The organism is Micromonospora sp. WMMD1219, from assembly GCF_049315215.1.
Classification (GTDB): domain Bacteria; phylum Actinomycetota; class Actinomycetes; order Mycobacteriales; family Micromonosporaceae; genus Micromonospora; species Micromonospora tulbaghiae.
This window is the reverse complement of record NZ_CP186057.1, coordinates 6,866,281-6,883,660: the sequence shown is the minus strand read 5'-3', so window position 1 is coordinate 6,883,660 and position 17,380 is coordinate 6,866,281. Positions and strand designations below refer to the sequence as shown.

13 protein-coding genes are annotated in these 17,380 nt (G+C 74.6%); 10 read left to right on the top strand and 3 right to left on the bottom strand.

Annotated features, from left to right (window positions below; all coding sequences use genetic code 11):
• Positions 1-32: 32 nt before the first annotated feature.
• Entirely contained in the window at positions 33-4,742 is a 4,710-nt protein-coding gene (locus ACN27C_RS32115; RefSeq protein ID WP_422751698.1) for an Lhr family helicase, read from the bottom strand.
• 318 nt (positions 4,743-5,060) lie between these two features.
• On the opposite strand from ACN27C_RS32115, the gene ACN27C_RS32110 reads away from it, so the two are divergent.
• The 10 genes from ACN27C_RS32110 (at position 5,061) to ACN27C_RS32065 (ending at position 15,423) form a co-directional block, all read left to right on the top strand.
• A complete protein-coding gene (locus ACN27C_RS32110) occupies positions 5,061-5,384 on the top strand; it encodes a hypothetical protein (RefSeq protein ID WP_030269802.1) in 324 nt (107 codons plus the stop codon).
• 254 nt (positions 5,385-5,638) lie between these two features.
• Positions 5,639-8,473: a Na+/H+ antiporter subunit A gene (locus ACN27C_RS32105; RefSeq protein WP_422750073.1), complete on the top strand. Its 2,835-nt coding sequence runs from the start codon at positions 5,639-5,641 to the stop codon at positions 8,471-8,473.
• Between the two features lie 55 nt (positions 8,474-8,528).
• Positions 8,529-9,011: a Na(+)/H(+) antiporter subunit C gene (locus tag ACN27C_RS32100; protein ID WP_121683669.1), complete on the top strand. Its 483-nt coding sequence runs from the start codon at positions 8,529-8,531 to the stop codon at positions 9,009-9,011.
• Between the two features lie 55 nt (positions 9,012-9,066).
• Positions 9,067-10,572, top strand: coding sequence for a Na+/H+ antiporter subunit D (locus ACN27C_RS32095; RefSeq protein ID WP_252454451.1), 1,506 nt, complete (start codon positions 9,067-9,069; stop codon positions 10,570-10,572).
• Positions 10,569-11,219, top strand: coding sequence for a Na+/H+ antiporter subunit E (locus tag ACN27C_RS32090; protein ID WP_121683667.1), 651 nt, complete (start codon positions 10,569-10,571; stop codon positions 11,217-11,219). The genes ACN27C_RS32095 and ACN27C_RS32090 overlap by 4 nt, the downstream gene beginning before the upstream one ends.
• Positions 11,216-11,479 (top strand): monovalent cation/H+ antiporter complex subunit F, encoded by a 264-nt coding sequence (locus tag ACN27C_RS32085; protein WP_120571077.1) that lies wholly within the window; start codon positions 11,216-11,218, stop codon positions 11,477-11,479. The genes ACN27C_RS32090 and ACN27C_RS32085 overlap by 4 nt, the downstream gene beginning before the upstream one ends.
• Entirely contained in the window at positions 11,479-11,811 is a 333-nt protein-coding gene (mnhG, locus tag ACN27C_RS32080) for a monovalent cation/H(+) antiporter subunit G (RefSeq protein ID WP_121683666.1), read from the top strand. The genes ACN27C_RS32085 and mnhG overlap by 1 nt, the downstream gene beginning before the upstream one ends.
• Before the next feature lie 163 nt (positions 11,812-11,974).
• Complete coding sequence (locus ACN27C_RS32075) at positions 11,975-13,330, top strand: hemolysin family protein (protein ID WP_350814242.1); 1,356 nt, start codon at positions 11,975-11,977, stop codon at positions 13,328-13,330.
• Positions 13,327-14,391, top strand: a complete 1,065-nt coding sequence (locus tag ACN27C_RS32070; RefSeq protein ID WP_350814243.1) for a hemolysin family protein — start codon at positions 13,327-13,329, stop codon at positions 14,389-14,391. Before ACN27C_RS32075 ends, ACN27C_RS32070 begins: the two co-directional genes overlap by 4 nt.
• Positions 14,392-14,493: 102 nt before the next feature.
• The gene (locus ACN27C_RS32065; RefSeq protein ID WP_422750069.1) at positions 14,494-15,423 is read left to right on the top strand and encodes a sporulation protein; all 930 of its coding nucleotides are present in this window, start codon (positions 14,494-14,496) and stop codon (positions 15,421-15,423) included.
• A gap of 13 nt (positions 15,424-15,436) precedes the next feature.
• Here the strand turns inward: ACN27C_RS32065 and leuE are convergent, their stop codons facing one another.
• Positions 15,437-16,099 carry a leucine efflux protein LeuE gene (leuE, locus tag ACN27C_RS32060; protein WP_120571072.1) on the bottom strand — a complete coding sequence of 221 codons (663 nt, stop codon included), beginning with the start codon at positions 16,097-16,099 and terminating at the stop codon, positions 15,437-15,439.
• Positions 16,096-17,343, bottom strand: a complete 1,248-nt coding sequence (locus ACN27C_RS32055) for a bifunctional pyridoxamine 5'-phosphate oxidase family protein/GNAT family N-acetyltransferase (protein WP_422750067.1) — start codon at positions 17,341-17,343, stop codon at positions 16,096-16,098. The genes leuE and ACN27C_RS32055 overlap by 4 nt, the downstream gene beginning before the upstream one ends.
• Positions 17,344-17,380: the final 37 nt, after the last annotated feature.

The following is a 17,380-nucleotide window of genomic DNA, read 5'->3' as shown; positions in this document are numbered from 1 at the left end:
CCTACGTTCCCGCTCCCCGGAACTCCGGGCGGTCAGCCGCGCAGGCGCAGGCCGCGCGGGGTGGCGCGGAAACCGGCGGCGGTCAGCGCGTCGCGCAGCGGGGACGCGTTCACGGCCTCGCCGTCGGCGCGTTCCACCGAGATCGCGCCGAGCGCACCCGAGTGCACCGCGTCGGCGAGCGCCTTGCCGGCCGCGCCGAGCGTGTCGGCGTCGTCGGTGAACGACAGGACCGTCCGGCCGCCCCGCTCGACGTAGAGCACCAGGTCGCCGCCGACGAGCACGACCAGCGCACCCGCCTTGCGCCCGGCCCGGTGGCCGGTGGCCGGCGCCGCTCCGTCGCCGGAGTCGACAACGCGTTCGGGCCAGGGCAGCGCCGCGCCGTACGGGTTCGCCGGGTCGGTGGCCGCGAGCACGACCGTCGGCCCGCCCCGGCCCTGGGAGTCGTCGGCGAGCGCCCGGATGCGGTCCACCGCACCCGGCACCGCGAACTGCGCCGCGCCGAGCCCTTCGACGAAGTAGCCGCGCCGGGCCGCCCCGCGTTCCTCCATCGCGGACAGCACCGGGTAGACCCCGGCGAAGCCGCCGGTGACCTGCTCGGCGACGACCGCGCCCCGGGTCACCACGCCGTGCCGTTCCAGCAGCAGGTCGGCCAGGGCGGCGGCCCGGCGGGTGGGGTCGAGGTCGCGTTCGGGCAGCCGGGACCAGCGACCGGCCATGGTGGGCGGGCCGCCCCGGCTGGGCAGCGCCACCCGGCCCGGCCGGCGGTAGCGGGTGCGCGGCGCCGACGGCCGGGACCGGTGCGCCCCGCCCGCGCCGAGCGCGGCCCGCAGCGGGGCGATCGTGTCGTTGGTGAGGTGACCGGCCCAGACCAGATCCCACACCGCGCCGGACAGGGCGGCGTCGTCGGTGGCGCCGACCCGGTCGGCCAGCGAGCGGAAGAACAGCGCCTGCCCGCCGGCGAGCGCGTCGAGCACCGACTCGTGCAGCGGGGTCAGCGTCAGCGCCTCGTCCGGCGGTGGGAGCAGCAGCGGCGCGACGTCGGCGTACGCGAGCGTCACCCACCCGTCGCCGCCGGAGATCGCGCCCGCGCCGGCCCACACCACCTCGCCACCGGCGCACAGCTCGTCGAGCTGGGCGGGGGAGTAGTCGGCGACCCGGGCGGGCAGCACCAGGCGTTCCAGCGCGGACGCCGGCACGCTCACGCCCTGCAACTGCTCGACGGTGGCGGCGACCGCCTCGACGCCCCGGGCCGACGAGCCGACCTGCTGCCAGCGGGGCAGGAACGCGGCGAGCGCGCGCGGCGGCACCGGTTCGATCTCCCGGCGCAGGGCGGCAAGGGAGCGGCGGCGCAGCAGGCGCAGCACCTCCGCGTCGCACCACTGGGTGCCCACACTGTCCGGCGCGAACTCGCCGGAGACCACCCGGCCGTTCACGGCGAGCCGGCGCAGCGCCTGCTCCACCACGAACACGCCGAGCCCGAACCGGGCCGCGCAGGTGGCCGCCGCGAACGGGCCGTGCGTGCGGGCGTACCGGGCGACCAGGTCGGCGAGCGGATCGGCCACCGGCGCGAGGTACGCCTCGGCGACCCCGACGGGCAGCGCCACCCCGAGCGCGTCGCGCAGCCGGGCGGCGTCCTCGACGACCACCCAGCGGTCCTCGCCGGCGATGCGGACCCGCAGCACCCGCCGGGCCGCCGCCAGCTCGTCGGTCCAGGACTCCGGTACGCCCCGCTCGGCCAGCTCGGCGCCGCTCAGGTCACCGACCACGCGCAGCAGCTCGACCACGTCCTCCGGGTCGCGGGGCCGCCGCTGCTCGGTGAGCCAGCGCAGTTGGCGTGCGGTCTCGGCGAGCACGTCCGGGTCGAGCAGTTCCCGCAGGTCGACGCGGCCGAGCAGCTCGCCGAGCAGCCCGGAGTCGAGCGCCAGCGCGGCGGCCCGCCGCTCGGCCAGGGGCGCGTCGCCCTCGTAGAGGAACGCGCCGACGTACCCGAACAGCAGCGACCTCGCGAACGGCGACGGGCGCTCGGACTCCACCTCGACCAGGCGTACCTTGCGGGCGGCCAGGTCGCGCATCAGCTCGCCGAGGGCGGGCTGGTCGAAGACGTCCTGGAGGCACTCGCGGGCGGCCTCCAGCGTGACCGGGAAGTCGGCGTACTCGCGGGCCACGTCGAGCAGCTGCGCGGCGCGCTGGCGTTGCTGCCACAGCGGTTGCCGCCGCCGGGGGTCACGCCGGGGCAGCAGCAGCGACCGGGCCGCGCACTCGCGGAACCGGGACGCGAACAGCGCCGACGTGCCGACCGACTCCTCGACGAGCTGGGCGATCTCGTCCGGGTCGAAGACGACCACGTCGGCGCCGGGCGGGGTGTCCGCGGTGTCCGGCAGGCGCACCACGATGCCGTCGTCGGAGGGCATGACCTGGGCGTCCACGCCGTACCGCTCGGCCAGCCGGCGGCCGATCGCCAGCGCCCACGGCCCGTTGACGCGCGCGCCGAGCACCGAGTGCACGGCGAGCCGCCAGTCGCCCAGCTCGTCGCGGAACCGTTCGACCACCACCGTCCGGTCGTCCGGCAACGACCGGGTGGCCGTCTTCTGCTCGCGCAGGTAGTTCATCAGGTTGCCGGCGGCCCAGTCGTCCAGCCCGCCCGCGCGCAGCGCCGCGACCGCGTCGGCGTCGGACTGCCGCAGCAGCGCCCGGACCCGGGCGCCGATCGCCCGGCCCAGCTCGACCGGGCGGCCGAGCTGGTCGCCCTTCCAGAACGGCATCCGGGCCGCCTGGCCGGGCGCGGGGGAGACGAGCACCCGGTCGGGGGTGATCTCCTCGATCCGCCAGGACGACGAGCCGAGCAGGAACACGTCACCCACCCGGGACTCGTAGACCATCTCCTCGTCCAGCTCACCGACCCGCGCGGCCCGCTCGGCGCCGGCCAGGAACACGCCGAACAGGCCCCGGTCGGGGATGGTGCCGCCGCTGGTCACGGCGAGCCGCTGGGCGCCGGGCCGGCCGGTCAGCACGTCGGTGGCGCGGTCCCAGACCAGCCGGGGACGCAGCTCGGCGAACGCGGTCGACGGGTAGCGCCCGGAGAGCATGTCGAGCACCGCGTGCAGCGCCGAGTCGGGCAGCTCCGCGAACGGCGCCGCCCGCCGGACCAGCACCGCCAGGTCGCCGAGCCGCCACGGCTCCAGCGCCACCATCGCGACGATCTGCTGGGCCAGCACGTCGAGCGGGTTGCGCGGGTAGTGCAGCTCCTCGATCGCCCCGACGCCCATCCGCTCGGCCACCACTGTGCAGGAGAGCAGGTCGCCCCGGTGCTTGGGGAAGACGACGCCGCGCGAGACCGCGCCGACCTGGTGCCCGGCCCGTCCGACGCGTTGCAGCCCGGCCGCCACGCTCGGCGGCGCCTCGATCTGCACCACCAGGTCGACGGCGCCCATGTCGATGCCCAGCTCCAGGCTGGACGTGGCGACCACGGCGGGCAGCCGGCCGGACTTGAGGGCCTCCTCGATCTGCTTGCGCTCCTCCCGCGACACGCTGCCGTGGTGCGCCCGCGCGATCACCGCCGGCGCCCCGGCCGCCGCGCCGGACTGCGCCATCACCTCCGCCGGCTGCCGCGGCGGTCCGACCGGGCCGCCGAACGCTGCCGCCCCCCGCCGTACCCGGTCCCCGTCGCCCCGGTCGCCGCCGGACACCGCGCCGGGCCCGCCGCCGCCGTCGAGCCCGGCCCCGTCGCCGGCCTGCGGGCCGTCGGCGCCGGGCAGCAGATCGGATACGCGCACCGGCTCCCCGCCCCGGGCCACGCGGCTGCCCTCCGGGGCGGACGCCGCCTCCAGTTCCTCGGCGGCCAGCTCGTTGAGGCGGGCGCAGAGGCGTTCGGCGCTGCGCCGGGAGTTGGTGAACACGATCGTGGACCGGTGCGCACGGATCAGCGCGAACACGCGTTCCTCGACCGCCGGCCAGATCGACGGGCGGCGGGGTGCGAGGCCGCCCAGGTCGTCCTCCGGCGGCTCCTGCTCGTCGAGGCGGGTCATGTCCTCCACCGGGACCTGGACGCTGACCTCGATGGTCTTGTTCGCCGGCGGCTGCACCACGTCGACCGGGCGTGCGCCGCCGAGGAAGCGGGCGCACACGTCGATCGGCCGGACGGTGGCGGACAACCCGATCCGTTGGGCGGGACGCTCCAGCAGCGCGTCGAGCCGTTCCAGGGACAGCGCCAGGTGGGCGCCGCGCTTGGTGCCGGCGACCGCGTGCACCTCGTCGACGATCACCGTGTCGACGCCGCGCAGCGAGTCGCGGGCGGCGGAGGTGAGCAGCAGGAACAGCGATTCGGGCGTGGTGATGAGGATGTCCGGCGGGGTGCGGGCGAAGGCCCGGCGCTCGTCGGCCGGGGTGTCGCCGGTCCGCATGCCGACGGTGATGTCGGGCGGGACCAGGCCGAGCCGGGAGGCGGCCTGGCGGATGCCGGTGAGCGGGGCGCGCAGGTTGCGTTCCACGTCGACGGCGAGCGCCTTGAGCGGGCTGACGTAGAGCACCCGGCAGCGGCGCCGGGGATCGGCCGGCGGCGGCTCCTTGGCGAGCCGGTCGAGTGACCAGAGGAACGCCGCGAGCGTCTTGCCGGAGCCGGTCGGCGCGACGACGAGGGCGTTGCGTGCGGCGGCCACCGAGCGCCAGGCGCCCTCCTGGGCCGGGGTGGGCGCGGCGAACGCCGCGGTGAACCACTCCCGGGTAGCCGCGCCGAACTCCGCCAGGACACCGCCCGACCCGCCTTGCCCGCCTGACCCGCCTTGCCCGCCTGACCCGCCTTGCCCGCCTGACCCGCCTGACCCGCCTGACCCGCCTGACCCGCCTGACCCGCCTGGCCGGCTCGCCGGGGTCACCTCGTCCGCCACGCTCCCATCCTGCCGCGCCGGTGTGACATCCGGCCCGCCGCCGGACCGTTCCGTCCCGCCCGCGACAGCCCGAGAATGGAATGGGCGATTATTCCGTTAAGTCTTACTTAACTGCTTGCTTGTGGGCTGCAACATAAAGTAACTTCACTCGCGATGCGGCGTGGGGTGGAGGCGTGGATGACCGTCGAGGACCGAGGTCTGGGTTCCGGAACCGACGTGCTCATCCGCAAGGTCGACAGTCGCCTGGCCGCGCTCCGCGCCGCGCTGCACGGCCCCGATCTCGAACTGGCCGAGGAACTGGCCGCGCGGCTGCGCGAGATGATCCTGGCGACCGCCCGCTCCAGCGCCGCCGACCGCGCCCGCGTCCGGGCCGCCGTGCACTACTTCGTCCAGCGCCGGGAGAGCCGCGACGCCCGGCTGCCGCTGCGCTCCCTGGTCGCCGCCCAGCGCGCCGTCGACCGCGCCGCCCGTCAGCTGGCCACCCCCAACCCCACCCCCTGACCCTCGCCGCACCCCGCCCTTCCGCCCTCCCGCCGCCCCGGTGATCAAGGAGTTCGTGTCCGGGAGCGCGCCCGATCCCGCCGCAAACTCCTTGATCACCGCCCGAGAGGCCGGGACGGCCGGGACGGCCGGGAAGGCCGGGTGGAGGTAAGGGTGGGTTTTGGGGAAAACGGCCCGGTTCGGTGCCTCTGTGGCGTGTGATCGGTTGTGACACCAGCGTGTTCTGCGCGCTGTCACCTCGACCGGGAGTACGCGTGCTCGTCCTGCTGATCGTGCACCTGGTGGCGGCGCTGCTCGCCCCGCTGCTGGTCCGCCGGTGGGGTCCGCGCGCCTGCCTGCTGCTCGCGCTCGCCCCGGCCGCCACAGCGGTCTGGGCGGCGGCGCACACCGCCGACGTACGCGACGGCGGTGAGGTGGTCGAGACGTACTCCTGGATCTCGCAGCTCCAGCTCGACGTGGCGCTGCGGGTCACCACGTTGTCCTGGCTGATGCTGCTGCTCGTCGGCGGCGTCGGCGCGCTGGTGCTGGTCTACTCCGCCCGCTACTTCCCGCCCGGGTCGGTCGGGCTGGCCCGGTTCGCCGCCGTCATGGTCGCCTTCGCCGGGGCCATGCTCGGCCTCGTCGTCTCCGACGACCTGCTGCTGCTCTACGTCTTCTGGGAACTGACCACGGTCTTCTCCTACCTGCTCATCGGGCACAGCACCGAGCGCCGCTCCAGCCGGTGGGCCGCCGCGCAGGCGCTCACCGTGACCACGCTGGGCGGGCTGGCCATGCTCGTCGGGTTCCTGCTGCTCGGCCACCACGCCGGGGGCTACCGGTGGTCGGAGGTGGCCGCCGCGCCGCTGCCCGGCGGCGGATACCTGACCGTCGCGGTGCTGCTCATCCTCGTCGGGGCGCTGGCGAAGTCCGCGGTGTTCCCGTTCAACGCCTGGCTGCCGGTGGCGATGGCCGCCCCGACGCCGGTGAGCGCGTACCTGCACGCGGCGGCGATGGTGAAGGCCGGCATCTTCCTCATCGGACTGCTCGGCCCGGTGCTCGCCCCGGTCGACGGGTGGCGGCCGGTCACGGTGGTCGGCGGCCTGGTCACGCTCGTCATCGGCGGGTGGGCGGCACTACGGCAGACCGACCTGAAGCTGCTGCTGGCGTACGGGACGGTCAGCCAGCTCGGCCTGCTCACCGTGGTGTTCGGCGCGGGCACCCCGAAGGCGGCGCTGGCCGGCGTGGCGATGCTGGCCGCACACGCCCTGTTCAAGGCGGCGCTGTTCCTGGTCGTCGGCATCCTCGACCACGAGGCCGGCACCCGTGACCTGCGGGAGCTGTCCGGGGTCAGGCGGACCGCGCCGGTGCTGGCCGTCGTCGCCACGCTGGCCGCCGCCTCGATGGCCGGGGTGCCGCCGCTGCTCGGGTTCGTCGGGAAGGAGGCGGCGCTCGCCGCGTTCACCGGCGATCCACTGGTCCTGATCGTGCTGGTGGTCGGCAGCGCGCTCACCGTCGCGTACAGCATCCGGTTCCTCTGGGGCGCGTTCGGCGCCCGGCCCGGCGTGCCGGACACCGAGCTGGCCCGGCCGCCCGCCGCGATGCTCGTACCCCCGGCGCTGCTCGCCGTGGCCGGGCTCGCCGCCGGTCCGGCCGCCGGGTGGCTGAGCGGCCTGTTCGAGCCGTACGCCGAGCTGTTCGGGCCGGTCGAGGAGCACCTGGCGCTCTGGCACGGACCCACGGCGGCGCTCGGCCTGTCCGCCGTCGTGCTGGCCGGCGGTGTGGTGCTGCACCTGATCCGCGGCCCGCTGGCGCCCGCGCTGGCGCGGCTGCGCTCGCCGGTGAACGGCAACCAGGGGTACGAGTGGGTGACGCACGGCTTCGACCGGCTCGCCATCGAGGTCACCGGCGCCACCCAGCGGGGTTCGCTGCCGCAGTACCTCGGCACCGTGCTGCTCGTGCTGGTGTTCGTGCCGGGCGGGGCGATGCTCGCCACCGCGCCGTGGCGGGTCGACCTGGCGCCCTGGGACAACCCGGCCCAGCTCGTGGTCTGCGTGGTGATCGCGGTCGCCGCGCTGCTCGCGGTCGGCGCGCGCCGCCGGCTCACCGCGATGCTGCTCGTCGGCGTGACCGGCTACGGCACCGCGATGATGTTCGTCCTCTACGGCGCGCCGGACGTGGCGCTGACCCAGTTCCTGGTGGAGACCGCGACGATCGCGGTGTTCGTGCTGGTGCTGCGGCGGCTGCCGGAGCGCTTCTCGGCCCGCCCGCTGCGCCGCAGCCGCTGGGTCCGGCGCGGCATCGGGATCGCCGCCGGCGTCGTGATGGCCGGCCTGGCGCTGGCCGCGGCCGGAGCGCGGCGGGCGCCGTCGATCTCCGCCGACTTCCCGGACCTGGCCCTGGTCGAGGGGTACGGCCGCAACGTCGTGAACGTGACGCTCGTCGACATCCGGGCGTGGGACACGATGGGGGAGATCTCGGTGCTCGTGGTGACCGCGACCGGCGTGGCCAGCCTGATCTACGAGCGTTCCCGCACCGGGCCGCGTCCCCGCCGTCCCCAGCCGGTCGCGTTGCGCGCCGGCGACCGGCGCACGGTGTGGCTGCGCGGCGGGCAGACGCTGCCGGAGCGGCGGCGCTCGATCGTGTTCGAGGTGGTCACCCGGCTGATCTTCCACACCGTGCTGGTCTTCTCGCTGTTCCTGCTCTTCTCCGGGCACAACGCCCCCGGCGGCGGCTTCGCGGGCGGGCTGGTCGCCGGCCTCGCGCTGGCCCTGCGTTACCTGGCTGGCGGCCGGTACGAGCTGGCCGAGGCGGCGCCGGTCGGGGCCGGCACGGTGCTCGGCGCGGGTCTGGGCATCTCGGTCGGCAGCGGCGTGCTCGGCCTGGCGCTCACCGGCGAGGTGCTCCAGAGCGTGAAGGTCAACCTGTGGCTGCCGGCGATCGGCGACTTCTACCTGGTCACGTCGCTGTTCTTCGACATCGGCGTCTACCTGGTGGTGGTCGGGCTGGTGCTGGACATCCTGCGGAGCCTGGGCGCCGAGGTGGACCGGCACGTGGAGGCCGCGGGCGAGGCCGGGCGAGGTCTGGTCGTTCAGCGGGAGAGTCCATCGTGAGCGCGAGGAGTGAGCCGGGTTTGCGAGCCCCGCAGTCGCGAACAGAGGTCGCTCAGTGACGAGGGGGGCGGCCGGGCCGACGCTGGTGCTGGTGCTGGCGGTCGGGGTGCTCGTCGCCGCCGGTGTGACGCTGCTGCTGGAACGCAGCCTGACCCGGATCCTGCTCGGCATCATCCTGCTCGGCAACGGCGTGAACCTGCTCATCCTGCTCGGCGGGCGGGCCGGCGCCGCACCGCTCGTGGGCTCCACCTCGCCGGGCGCGATGAGCGACGCGCTGCCGCAGGCCATGGTGCTCACCGCCGTGGTGATCACGTTCGGGCTGACCGCGTTCCTGCTCGCCGTCGCCTACCGGAGCTGGTACACCAGCGGCGACGACGAGGTGCAGGACGACCTGGAGGACCGGCAGATCGTCCGGCTCGCCGAGAGCAACGAGGTGTCCACGGCGGACCTCGGCGGCGAGGGCCCGGACGACGACCCGGAGCAGGTGGATCCGGAGCCGGCCCGCCGGCGGTTGCGCCGGGACGGGGAGCCCCAGTGAGCGCGAGGAGTGAGCCGGGTCTGCGAGCCCCGCAGTCGCGAACGGAGATGGCGCCGTGAGTGCCCTCGTGCCGCTTCCGGTGGTGGTGCCGCTGCTCGGCGCGGCGCTCACCCTGCTGCTGTCCGGGCGGCCCGGGTTGCAGCGGTGGGTGAGTGTGCTCTGCCTGTCCAGCGTCCTGGTGGTGGCGGCGGTGCTGCTGGTGCAGGCGTACCGGTTCGGGCCGGTGGTGGTGCAGGTGGGCGGCTGGCCGGCGCCGGTGGGCATCGTGCTCGTGGCGGACCAGTTGGCGGCGCTGATGGTGCTCGTCTCCTCGGCGGTGACGTTGTGCGTGCTGCTCTACTCGATCGGCCAGGGCCGGGGGGAGACCGGGGAGACCGCGCCGGTGAGCATCTTCCACCCCACGTACCTGGTGCTGACCGCGGGCGTGACGAACGCCTTCCTGGCCGGGGACCTGTTCAACCTCTTCGTCGGCTTCGAGATCCTGCTGGCCGCGAGCTTCGTGCTGATCACGCTGGGCGGCACCGAGGTGCGGTTGCGGACCGGGTCGACGTACGTGGTGGTCAGCATCCTGTCGTCGCTGCTGTTCCTGTCCGCCGTGGGGCTGGTGTACGCGGCCACCGGCACGCTGAACATGGCGCAGCTCGCCGGCCGGCTGGACGCGCTGCCGTCGGGCGTACGCCTGACCCTGCAACTGACGCTGCTGCTCGCGTTCGGGATCAAGGCGGCGGTGTTCCCGCTGTCGGCGTGGCTGCCGGACAGCTACCCGACCGCGCCCGCCCCGGTGACGGCGGTCTTCGCGGGCCTGCTCACCAAGGTCGGCGTGTACGCGATCATCCGCACCGAGACGCTGCTGTTCCCCGGCGGGCAGGTCGCCACGCTGCTGATGGTGGTGGCCGGGCTGACCATGGTGGTCGGCATCCTCGGCGCGGTCGCCCAGTCGGACCTGAAACGGCTGTTGTCCTTCACGCTGGTCAGCCACATCGGCTACATGATCTTCGGGGTGGCGCTGAGCAGCGTCGCCGGCCTGTCCGGGGCGATCTTCTACGTGGTGCACCACATCACCATCCAGACCACGCTGTTCCTGGTCGCCGGCCTGGTCGAGGAACGCGCGGGCAGCACCGACCTGCGCCGGATCGGCGGCCTGGCGCGGATCGCCCCGATGCTCGGCGTGCTCTTCTTCGTCCCGGCGATGAACCTCGCCGGCATCCCGCCGTTCTCCGGGTTCCTCGGCAAGCTCGGCCTGCTCCAGGCCGGCGTGGCGGCCGGCGGCACGCTGCCCGCCGTGCTGGTCGCGGCCGGCACGCTGACCAGCCTGCTCACGCTCTACGCCGCCTCCCGGGTGTGGAACATCGCGTTCTGGCGGGAGCCCCGGCTGGCCACCGCCACCCCGCCGGCCCGGCTGCCCGGGCTGATGGTCGGGGCGACCACCGCCCTGGTGGCGCTGGGCGTGCTGTTCACGCTGCTGGCCGGGCCGCTGTTCCAGGTCACCGCGGACGCGGCCACCGACCTGCGCGAGCGCACCCCGTACGTGCGGGCGGTCCTGCCCCGGGACGTGCCGTGACCGACGACCTGCCCCCGGGCGCGGGGGCGACCGGTGAGCCTGCGGGCGTACCCCGGGCCGCGCCCGCACCGGACGCGCCGGCACCGACGGTCGGCCGGGGTGGGCGGCGGCGGGACCAGGCGGTCGCGCTCGCCTGGCTGGTCGTCGCGTGGATGATGCTGTGGGGCGACGTGTCCTGGGGCAACCTGTTCGCCGGCCTGGTGGTCGGCGTGGCAGTGCTGCTGTTCTTCCCGCTGCCGCCGGTCACGTTCGGCGGCCGGGTACGCCCCCGCGCGCTGCTGGTGTTCGCTGCCACGTTCGTCGCGGAGCTGGTCAGCGCCAGCCTGCACGTGGCCGCCGTGGCGCTGCGCTTCGGCTACCGCCCACGCGGCGCGATCATCGCGGTGCCGCTGCGCGTGCGCACCGATCTCAACCTGGCGCTCACCGCCGAGGTGATCTCGCTGGTGCCGGGCACGCTGATCCTCGACGTCGACCGGGCCGAGGGCGTGCTCTACGTGCACCTGCTCGACGTGCGCGGACCCGAGGACATCACCGCCAGCCGCGAGCGCGTGCTCGCCGTCGAGCGGCGCATCGTGCGCGCCATCGGATCTCCCGACGAGGTACGCCGGCTCGACATCGAACCCGTGGAACGGAGGAACCACCAGTGACAGTCCTGCTCGCCGTCGCGCTCACCGTGCTGCTCTCGGCCACCGCGCTGCTCGCCCTGGCCCGGATCTACCGCGGCCCGTCCCTGCTCGACCGGGTCGTCGGCGCCGACCTGCTGCTGTCGGCGATGCTCGCCGCGGTGGGGGCGGAGGCCGCGGTGAACCGGCACGCCACCACTCTGCCCGTCCTGGTGGTGCTCTCCCTGCTCGGCTTCATCGGGTCGGTGTCGCTGGTGCGCTTCGCGGTCCGGGCTGAATCCTGATGGCCGGGGCGGTCGCGGACTGGGTGGGTGGCTTCCTGCTGCTGGCCGGGGCGGCGCTGGCCCTGGTCGCCGGCATCGGGCTGGTGCGCTTCCCGGACGTCCTGGACCGGATGCACGCGGCCACCAAGCCCCAGGTGCTGGGCGTCCTGCTGCTGCTGGCCGGGCTGGCGCTGCGCCTGCGTACCCCCTCGGATCTGGGCATGCTGGTCCTGGTGGCGATCTTCCAGCTCTCCACCGCGCCGGTGGCCGCGCAGATGATCGGCCGGGCCGCGTACCGCTCCGGGCGGGTCGACCGCACGCTGCTGGACGCCGACGAACTGGCCGGGCGCTGAACCGGACGTGCGGGAGGCTTCCCGGCACCCTCAGCGAACATCCAGCGGCCCCCGATAAAATGGGCGGCATGATCGACTCTCCTGCCCCGGAGGGCAGCAGTAGCCGGCCGGGTCATACCCGGCGAATTCCCTCCCCGACGACCCCGGGAGCCCTGAACCTCCCGTGTTGATCCTCGTCGGTCTCCTTCTCATCACCGTCCTCACCGCCGCCACCGGTTACTTCGTGGCCCAGGAGTTCGGTTACGTCGCCGTGGACCGGGGCAAGCTCAAGCAGCTCGCCGACGGTGGCGACCGTGCCGCGGCCCGGGCCCTGGAGGTGACCGGGCGGCTCTCGTTCATGCTGTCCGGCGCGCAGCTCGGCATCACCGTGACCGCCCTGCTGGTCGGTTACGTCGCCGAGCCGTACCTGGGTGCCGGGCTGGCCGACCTGCTCGGCCTGGCCGGGCTGTCCACCTCGGTGTCGCTGCCGCTGTCGGTGGCCCTCGCCCTGATCATCGCCACAGTGGTGCAGATGGTCCTCGGCGAGCTGGCCCCGAAGAACCTGGCCATCGCGCGGGCCGAGCCGCTCGCCCGCGCGCTGTCCCGGTCCACCCTGATGTACCTGAAGATCGCCGGTCCGCTGATCACGCTGTTCGACCGGGCCGCCGTACGGCTGCTCCGCCGGGTCGGCATCGAGCCGATCGAGGAGCTGCCCAGCGGCGCCACCCCGCAGGACCTGGAACAGATCATCGCCGAGTCCCGGGAGGAGGGGCATCTCGACGCCGAGATGTCCGACCTGCTGGACCGGGGTCTGGACTTCCGGGAGCTGACCGCCGGGGAGGCGATGGTGCCCCGGGTCGACGTGCACACCGTCCGGGCCGACGAGCCGGTCAGCCGGATCGTCGAGCTGCTGGACACCGGCCACTCCCGGTTCCCGGTCAGCGGCGCCGAGGGCGTCGACGACCTGATCGGCGTGGTCGGCATCGCCGACGTGCTCGGGGTGCCCCCGGCGCAGCGCGCGACCACCCGGGTCGACGCGGTGGCCGTACCCCCGTTGCTGGTGCCCGAGACGCTGCCGCTGCCGACGGTGCTGGACCGCCTGCGGTCCGGGCACCGGCAGCTCGCCTGCGTGGTCGACGAGTACGGCGGCTTCGCCGGCGTGATCACGCTGGAGGACCTGGCCGAGGAGCTGGTCGGGCCGATCCGCGACGAGGACGACCCGCCGGACCGCGCCGCGGCGCGGCAGGAGGACGGCTCCTGGGTGGTCCCGGCACGCTGGCGCATCGACGAGGTCGCCGACAGCACCGGCATCGAACTGCCGGAGGCGCCCGAGTACGACACGCTCTCCGGTCTGGTGATGCGTGAGCTGGGCCGGGTGCCCGAGGTCGGTGACCGGCTGGAGATCCCGGTCGCCACGGACGGCGACGGGCCGGCCGGCGGCCGGCGGGTGCTGGTCGAGGTGCTGGCGGTGGACCGGCACGTGGCCGACTCGGTGCGGCTGCGGCCGACCGCCGACGTGTCCGGGGAGGGTGGCGCATGAGCCCCGGGTTCGCGTTGATCTTCTCCGGGGTGCTGCTGGCGCTCAACGGGTTCTTCGTGGCCGCCGAGTTCGCGCTCGTCGCGGCCAAGCGGTACCGGCTGGAACAGGCGGCGGCCGGCGGCGGCCGGGCGGCCCGCGCGGCGCTGGACGGCGTCCGCGAGCTGAGCCTCATGCTGGCCGGCGCGCAGCTCGGCATCACGCTGTGCACGCTGGGTCTGGGCGCGCTGGCCGAGCCGGCCATCGAGCACCTGCTCAGCCCGCTGCTGCACGCGGTCGGCCTGCCCGCCGCGGCCAGTCACGTGGTGGCGCTGGTGTTCGCGCTGTCGCTCGTGACGTTCCTGCACCTGGTGGTCGGCGAGATGGCCCCGAAGTCGTGGGCGATCACCGACGCGGAGCGTTCGGCGACGCTGCTGGCGCTGCCGTTCCGGGCGTTCGCCCGGATCGTCCGGCCGGTGCTGTCCGTGCTCAACGGGCTCGCGAACGCGATGCTGCGCCTGTTCGGGGTGCAGCAGCAGGACCAGCTGGCCCAGGTGCACGGCCCGGACGAGCTGCGCATCCTGCTGGAGCAGTCCCGGGAGCACGGGCTGCTCGGCGCCGAGCAGCACCAGTTGCTCAGCAGCATGCTGGAGCTCCAGGGCACCACAGTCGCCCAGGTGATGGAGCCGTTCGACCGGATCGTCACGGTGGGCCGGGGCGAGACCGCCGAGCGGATCGAGCACGTGTCCCGCGACAGCGGCCGCTCCCGGCTGGCGGTGGTCGACACCGGTGGCGAGGTGTGCGGCCTGGTGCACGTACGCGAGGCGGTGCGCGCCGTCACCACCGGCCGCCCGGCGACCGCGGAGGAGTTGATGACCAACGCCTTCACGCTGCCGGCCGAGGCGTCGGTGACCGAGGCGGTGGCCGCGATGCGGGCGCAGCAGGCGCAGCTCGCGCTGGTGAGCAACGGCGGTGGGCCGACCCGGCCGATCGGGTTCGTCGCGCTGGAGGACCTCCTGGAGGAGGTCATCGGCGAGTTCGACGACGAGACCGACCCGGTGCCGCGAGGCCGCCGGATGCGCTGACCGTCATGATCCATGCCGGCCCGGCGAGGGGGGAGACCACCTCGCCGGGCCGGCGTCCGTTCCGGCCTGGCATGGCCGGGCGGGCAGCGGGAAAGCCCCGGCATGCGGTTGACCGGCGTGTCGCGGGACTCCGCCTGGACCGGGCTCTCGGTGAGCACCACGGTGCCCAACCCGAGCACCCGGCCGGGCCTGCGCCTGCCGGGCCGGGTGACGTTGAGCGCCGGCGGCTCGGACGTGCCGGTCCGGCACATCCGGCTGGGGTTGGTGACCCAGGTCGAACCGGAGGACCCGGAGGCGCCGCGCCGCCTGGTGCAGTTCCAGACGTGGACGATCGCGGGACGGTTCGTGGTGCCGGCCGGGCGGCGGCGGGCGGTCGACTTCGCCGTGCCGCTGCCGTGGGAGTCGCCGGTGACCACGTACGGCGGGGTGCCGTTGCTGAGCCTGCGTACCGGGCTGCGCACCGAGGTGTCGGTGGACCCGGAGGTGGACCAGGGCGCGATGGTGCCGGTGCTGATCCACCCGCTGCCCACCCAGGAGCATGTGCTCGCCGCGCTGGACACGCTCGGCTTCGCGATCCGGCAGGCGGGGCTGCGTGAGGGACAGCTGCCGGGGGTGGAGCAGACGTTGCCGTTCCAGCAGTGGTACGGGTTCTGGGCCGCCCCGCTCTACGCCGGCCCGATGACCGAACTCGAAGTGATCATGCTGACCGACCCGGCCGGCATGGAGGTGCTGCTCTGGGTGGACCGGCGGCTCTCCCTGGCCGGGATCACCCACCAGAGCATCAGCCGGTTCCGGGTCTGGCACGCCGGGGCCGACCAGCGCGACTGGGTGGCCACAGTGGACGGCTGGCTGCGGCACGCCATCGACCGGCACGCGGCGGCCGCCGCGCACGCCGACTGGTCCGCCACGATCCGCGAGTCGGCGCACGTCAGCCGCCGGCCCGACCGGCCCGTCGCGCCGGGCTACGGGCTCGGTGGGACGGCCGGCGGCGCGGGCATCGGCGGTGGCGGCGGAGGTGGTGACGGCACCTGACCGGCGCCGCCGGTCAGCCGGCGGCGAGCTTGAGGCTGAAGCCGAGGAACAGCACCGCGACCGCCGTGGTGCCGCTCGCGGCCAGCCGGCGGCGCTGCCGGAACTGGGCCGCCAGGTACGTGCCGGTGAAGATCAGCACGGTCAGGTAGATCGCGCTGGCGACCTGTGCGATCAGCCCGAGCAGCAGGAAGGACAGCGCCGGCCACGCGTACCCGGGGTCGACGAACTGGATGAAGAACGAGACGAAGAACAGGATCGCCTTCGGGTTGAGCAGGCTGATCACCAGCGCCCGCCGGAACGGCTCCCGCTGTTCCGCCGGCTCGACCTCGTCGATCAGGCGCGGCGTGGCCGGGTCGTTGCGGTCGCGCCAGCGCCGCCACGCGCCGCGCAACATGGCCAGCCCCAGATACCCGAGGTACGCCGCGCCGGCGTACTTGATCACCAGGTAGAGCGGAGGGTACGCCTGGAGCAGCGAGGCCACCCCGGCGGCGGACAGGACCATCAGCACCGCGTCGCCGACGAACACCCCGGCGGCGGCCCGGTAACCGGTGGCCACGCCCCGGCGGGCGGCGGTGGCCAGCACGAAGAGCGAGTTCGGCCCGGGCAGCAGCACGATCGCCACTGTGCCCAGCACGTACGTCCAGATGTCGGTGATCCCCAGCACGCCGGACATCATGACGCCGCGCCCGCCGTGGGGCGAAGCCTTTCCCGCAGGCTGACCTGTGCCTTCCGCCACTCCTGCGCGAGCATGGAGTACTGCACGGTGTCCCGCCAGGAGCCGTCGGCGCGCTGCTTGTGCTGCCGCAGCACGCCCTCCCGGCTCGCGCCGAGCCGTGCGATCGCCCGCTGCGAGCGTTCGTTGCGGATGTCGGTGTGCCAGACCACGCGGACCGCGTCCAGGTCGTCGAAGGCCCGGCCCAGCAGCAGCAGCTTCGCCTCGGTGTTGACGCCGGTACGCCACCACGGGCGGCCCAGCCAGGTGTAGCCGACGGCCAGCGACCGGCGGACCGGGTCGATCTCGTAGTACGAGGTCGTGCCGATCACCGCGCCGGTGACCGCGCAACGCTGGGTCCAGCACACCTGCTCGCCGCGCTCCTGCGCGTCCAGGTAGCCGGCGACCACCCGGCGCATCTCGTCGGCGTCGGCGGGCTGCGTGCCGCCCAGGTGCCGCCAGACCTCCGGGTCGGCGGTGGCGGCGTACAGCTCGTCGGCGTGGGCGAGGTCGAGCGGCTCCAGCACGACGTGCTCACCGCGCAGCACCGCCGGCTCGTGCCACGGCGAGCGGGCCGTCCGCAGGTACGCCGGCACCGGCGCGGCCACCCCGGGCGCCGGTTCGGGGCGGCCCGGCGTGAGCCGCAGCGGCACCACACCGGCCCAGTACGGCAGCGCCTCGTCGGCCGGCTCGTCGTTGACGCCGCCGGTGCGCATCCGTACCGACACCTCGCGCAGCGGCAGCGCCAGCACGGCCGTCTCGGCCAGCTCGCGCCGGTTCGGCGGGCGGCTGTCGCCGGACCGGCCGGTGGCCACCTTCTCCACCAGCGCGGCCATCACGGCGGCCTTCTCGCCGGGGTCGTCGACCAGCCGGGCGGTGCCGTGCGCCACCACCGACCGGTAGTTGGCGCTGTGGTGGAACTGGGAGCGGGCGTAGATCAGCCCGTCGAGGTGGGTGACCGCGACGCAGACCGGCAGCCCGGCCTCGCCCCGGGCGGCGAGCAGCGGCCGGCTGCCGGTGGACCCGTGCAGGTAGAGCGTGTCGCCGAGGCGGACGTGCAGCGTCGGCAGGACGCGCGGCTCACCGTCGACTGTGAACGCCAGCGCGCAGTGGTACGCCTCGTCGAGCAGCGCGTGGGCGGTGGCCCGGTCGTAGTGCATCCGGTCGCGGACGCGGCTGGCGGTGGTGCGTTCGGTCGGGGGGTACACGTGACATCCCACCTTCGTGCTAGTACAATCTTCGAAC

What these genes read in the sequence shown, in the direction of transcription:
- ACN27C_RS32110 (WP_030269802.1), top strand. Translation starts at nt 5,061, where the DNA reads ATGACCGTCGAGGACCGAGGTCTGGGTTCCGGAACCGACGTGCTCATC.
- mnhG (WP_121683666.1), top strand. Translation starts at nt 11,479, where the DNA reads ATGGCCGGGGCGGTCGCGGACTGGGTGGGTGGCTTCCTGCTGCTGGCC.
- ACN27C_RS32070 (WP_350814243.1), top strand. Translation starts at nt 13,327, where the DNA reads ATGAGCCCCGGGTTCGCGTTGATCTTCTCCGGGGTGCTGCTGGCGCTC.
- ACN27C_RS32065 (WP_422750069.1), top strand. Translation starts at nt 14,494, where the DNA reads ATGCGGTTGACCGGCGTGTCGCGGGACTCCGCCTGGACCGGGCTCTCG.
- leuE (WP_120571072.1), bottom strand. Translation starts at nt 16,099, where the DNA reads ATGATGTCCGGCGTGCTGGGGATCACCGACATCTGGACGTACGTGCTG.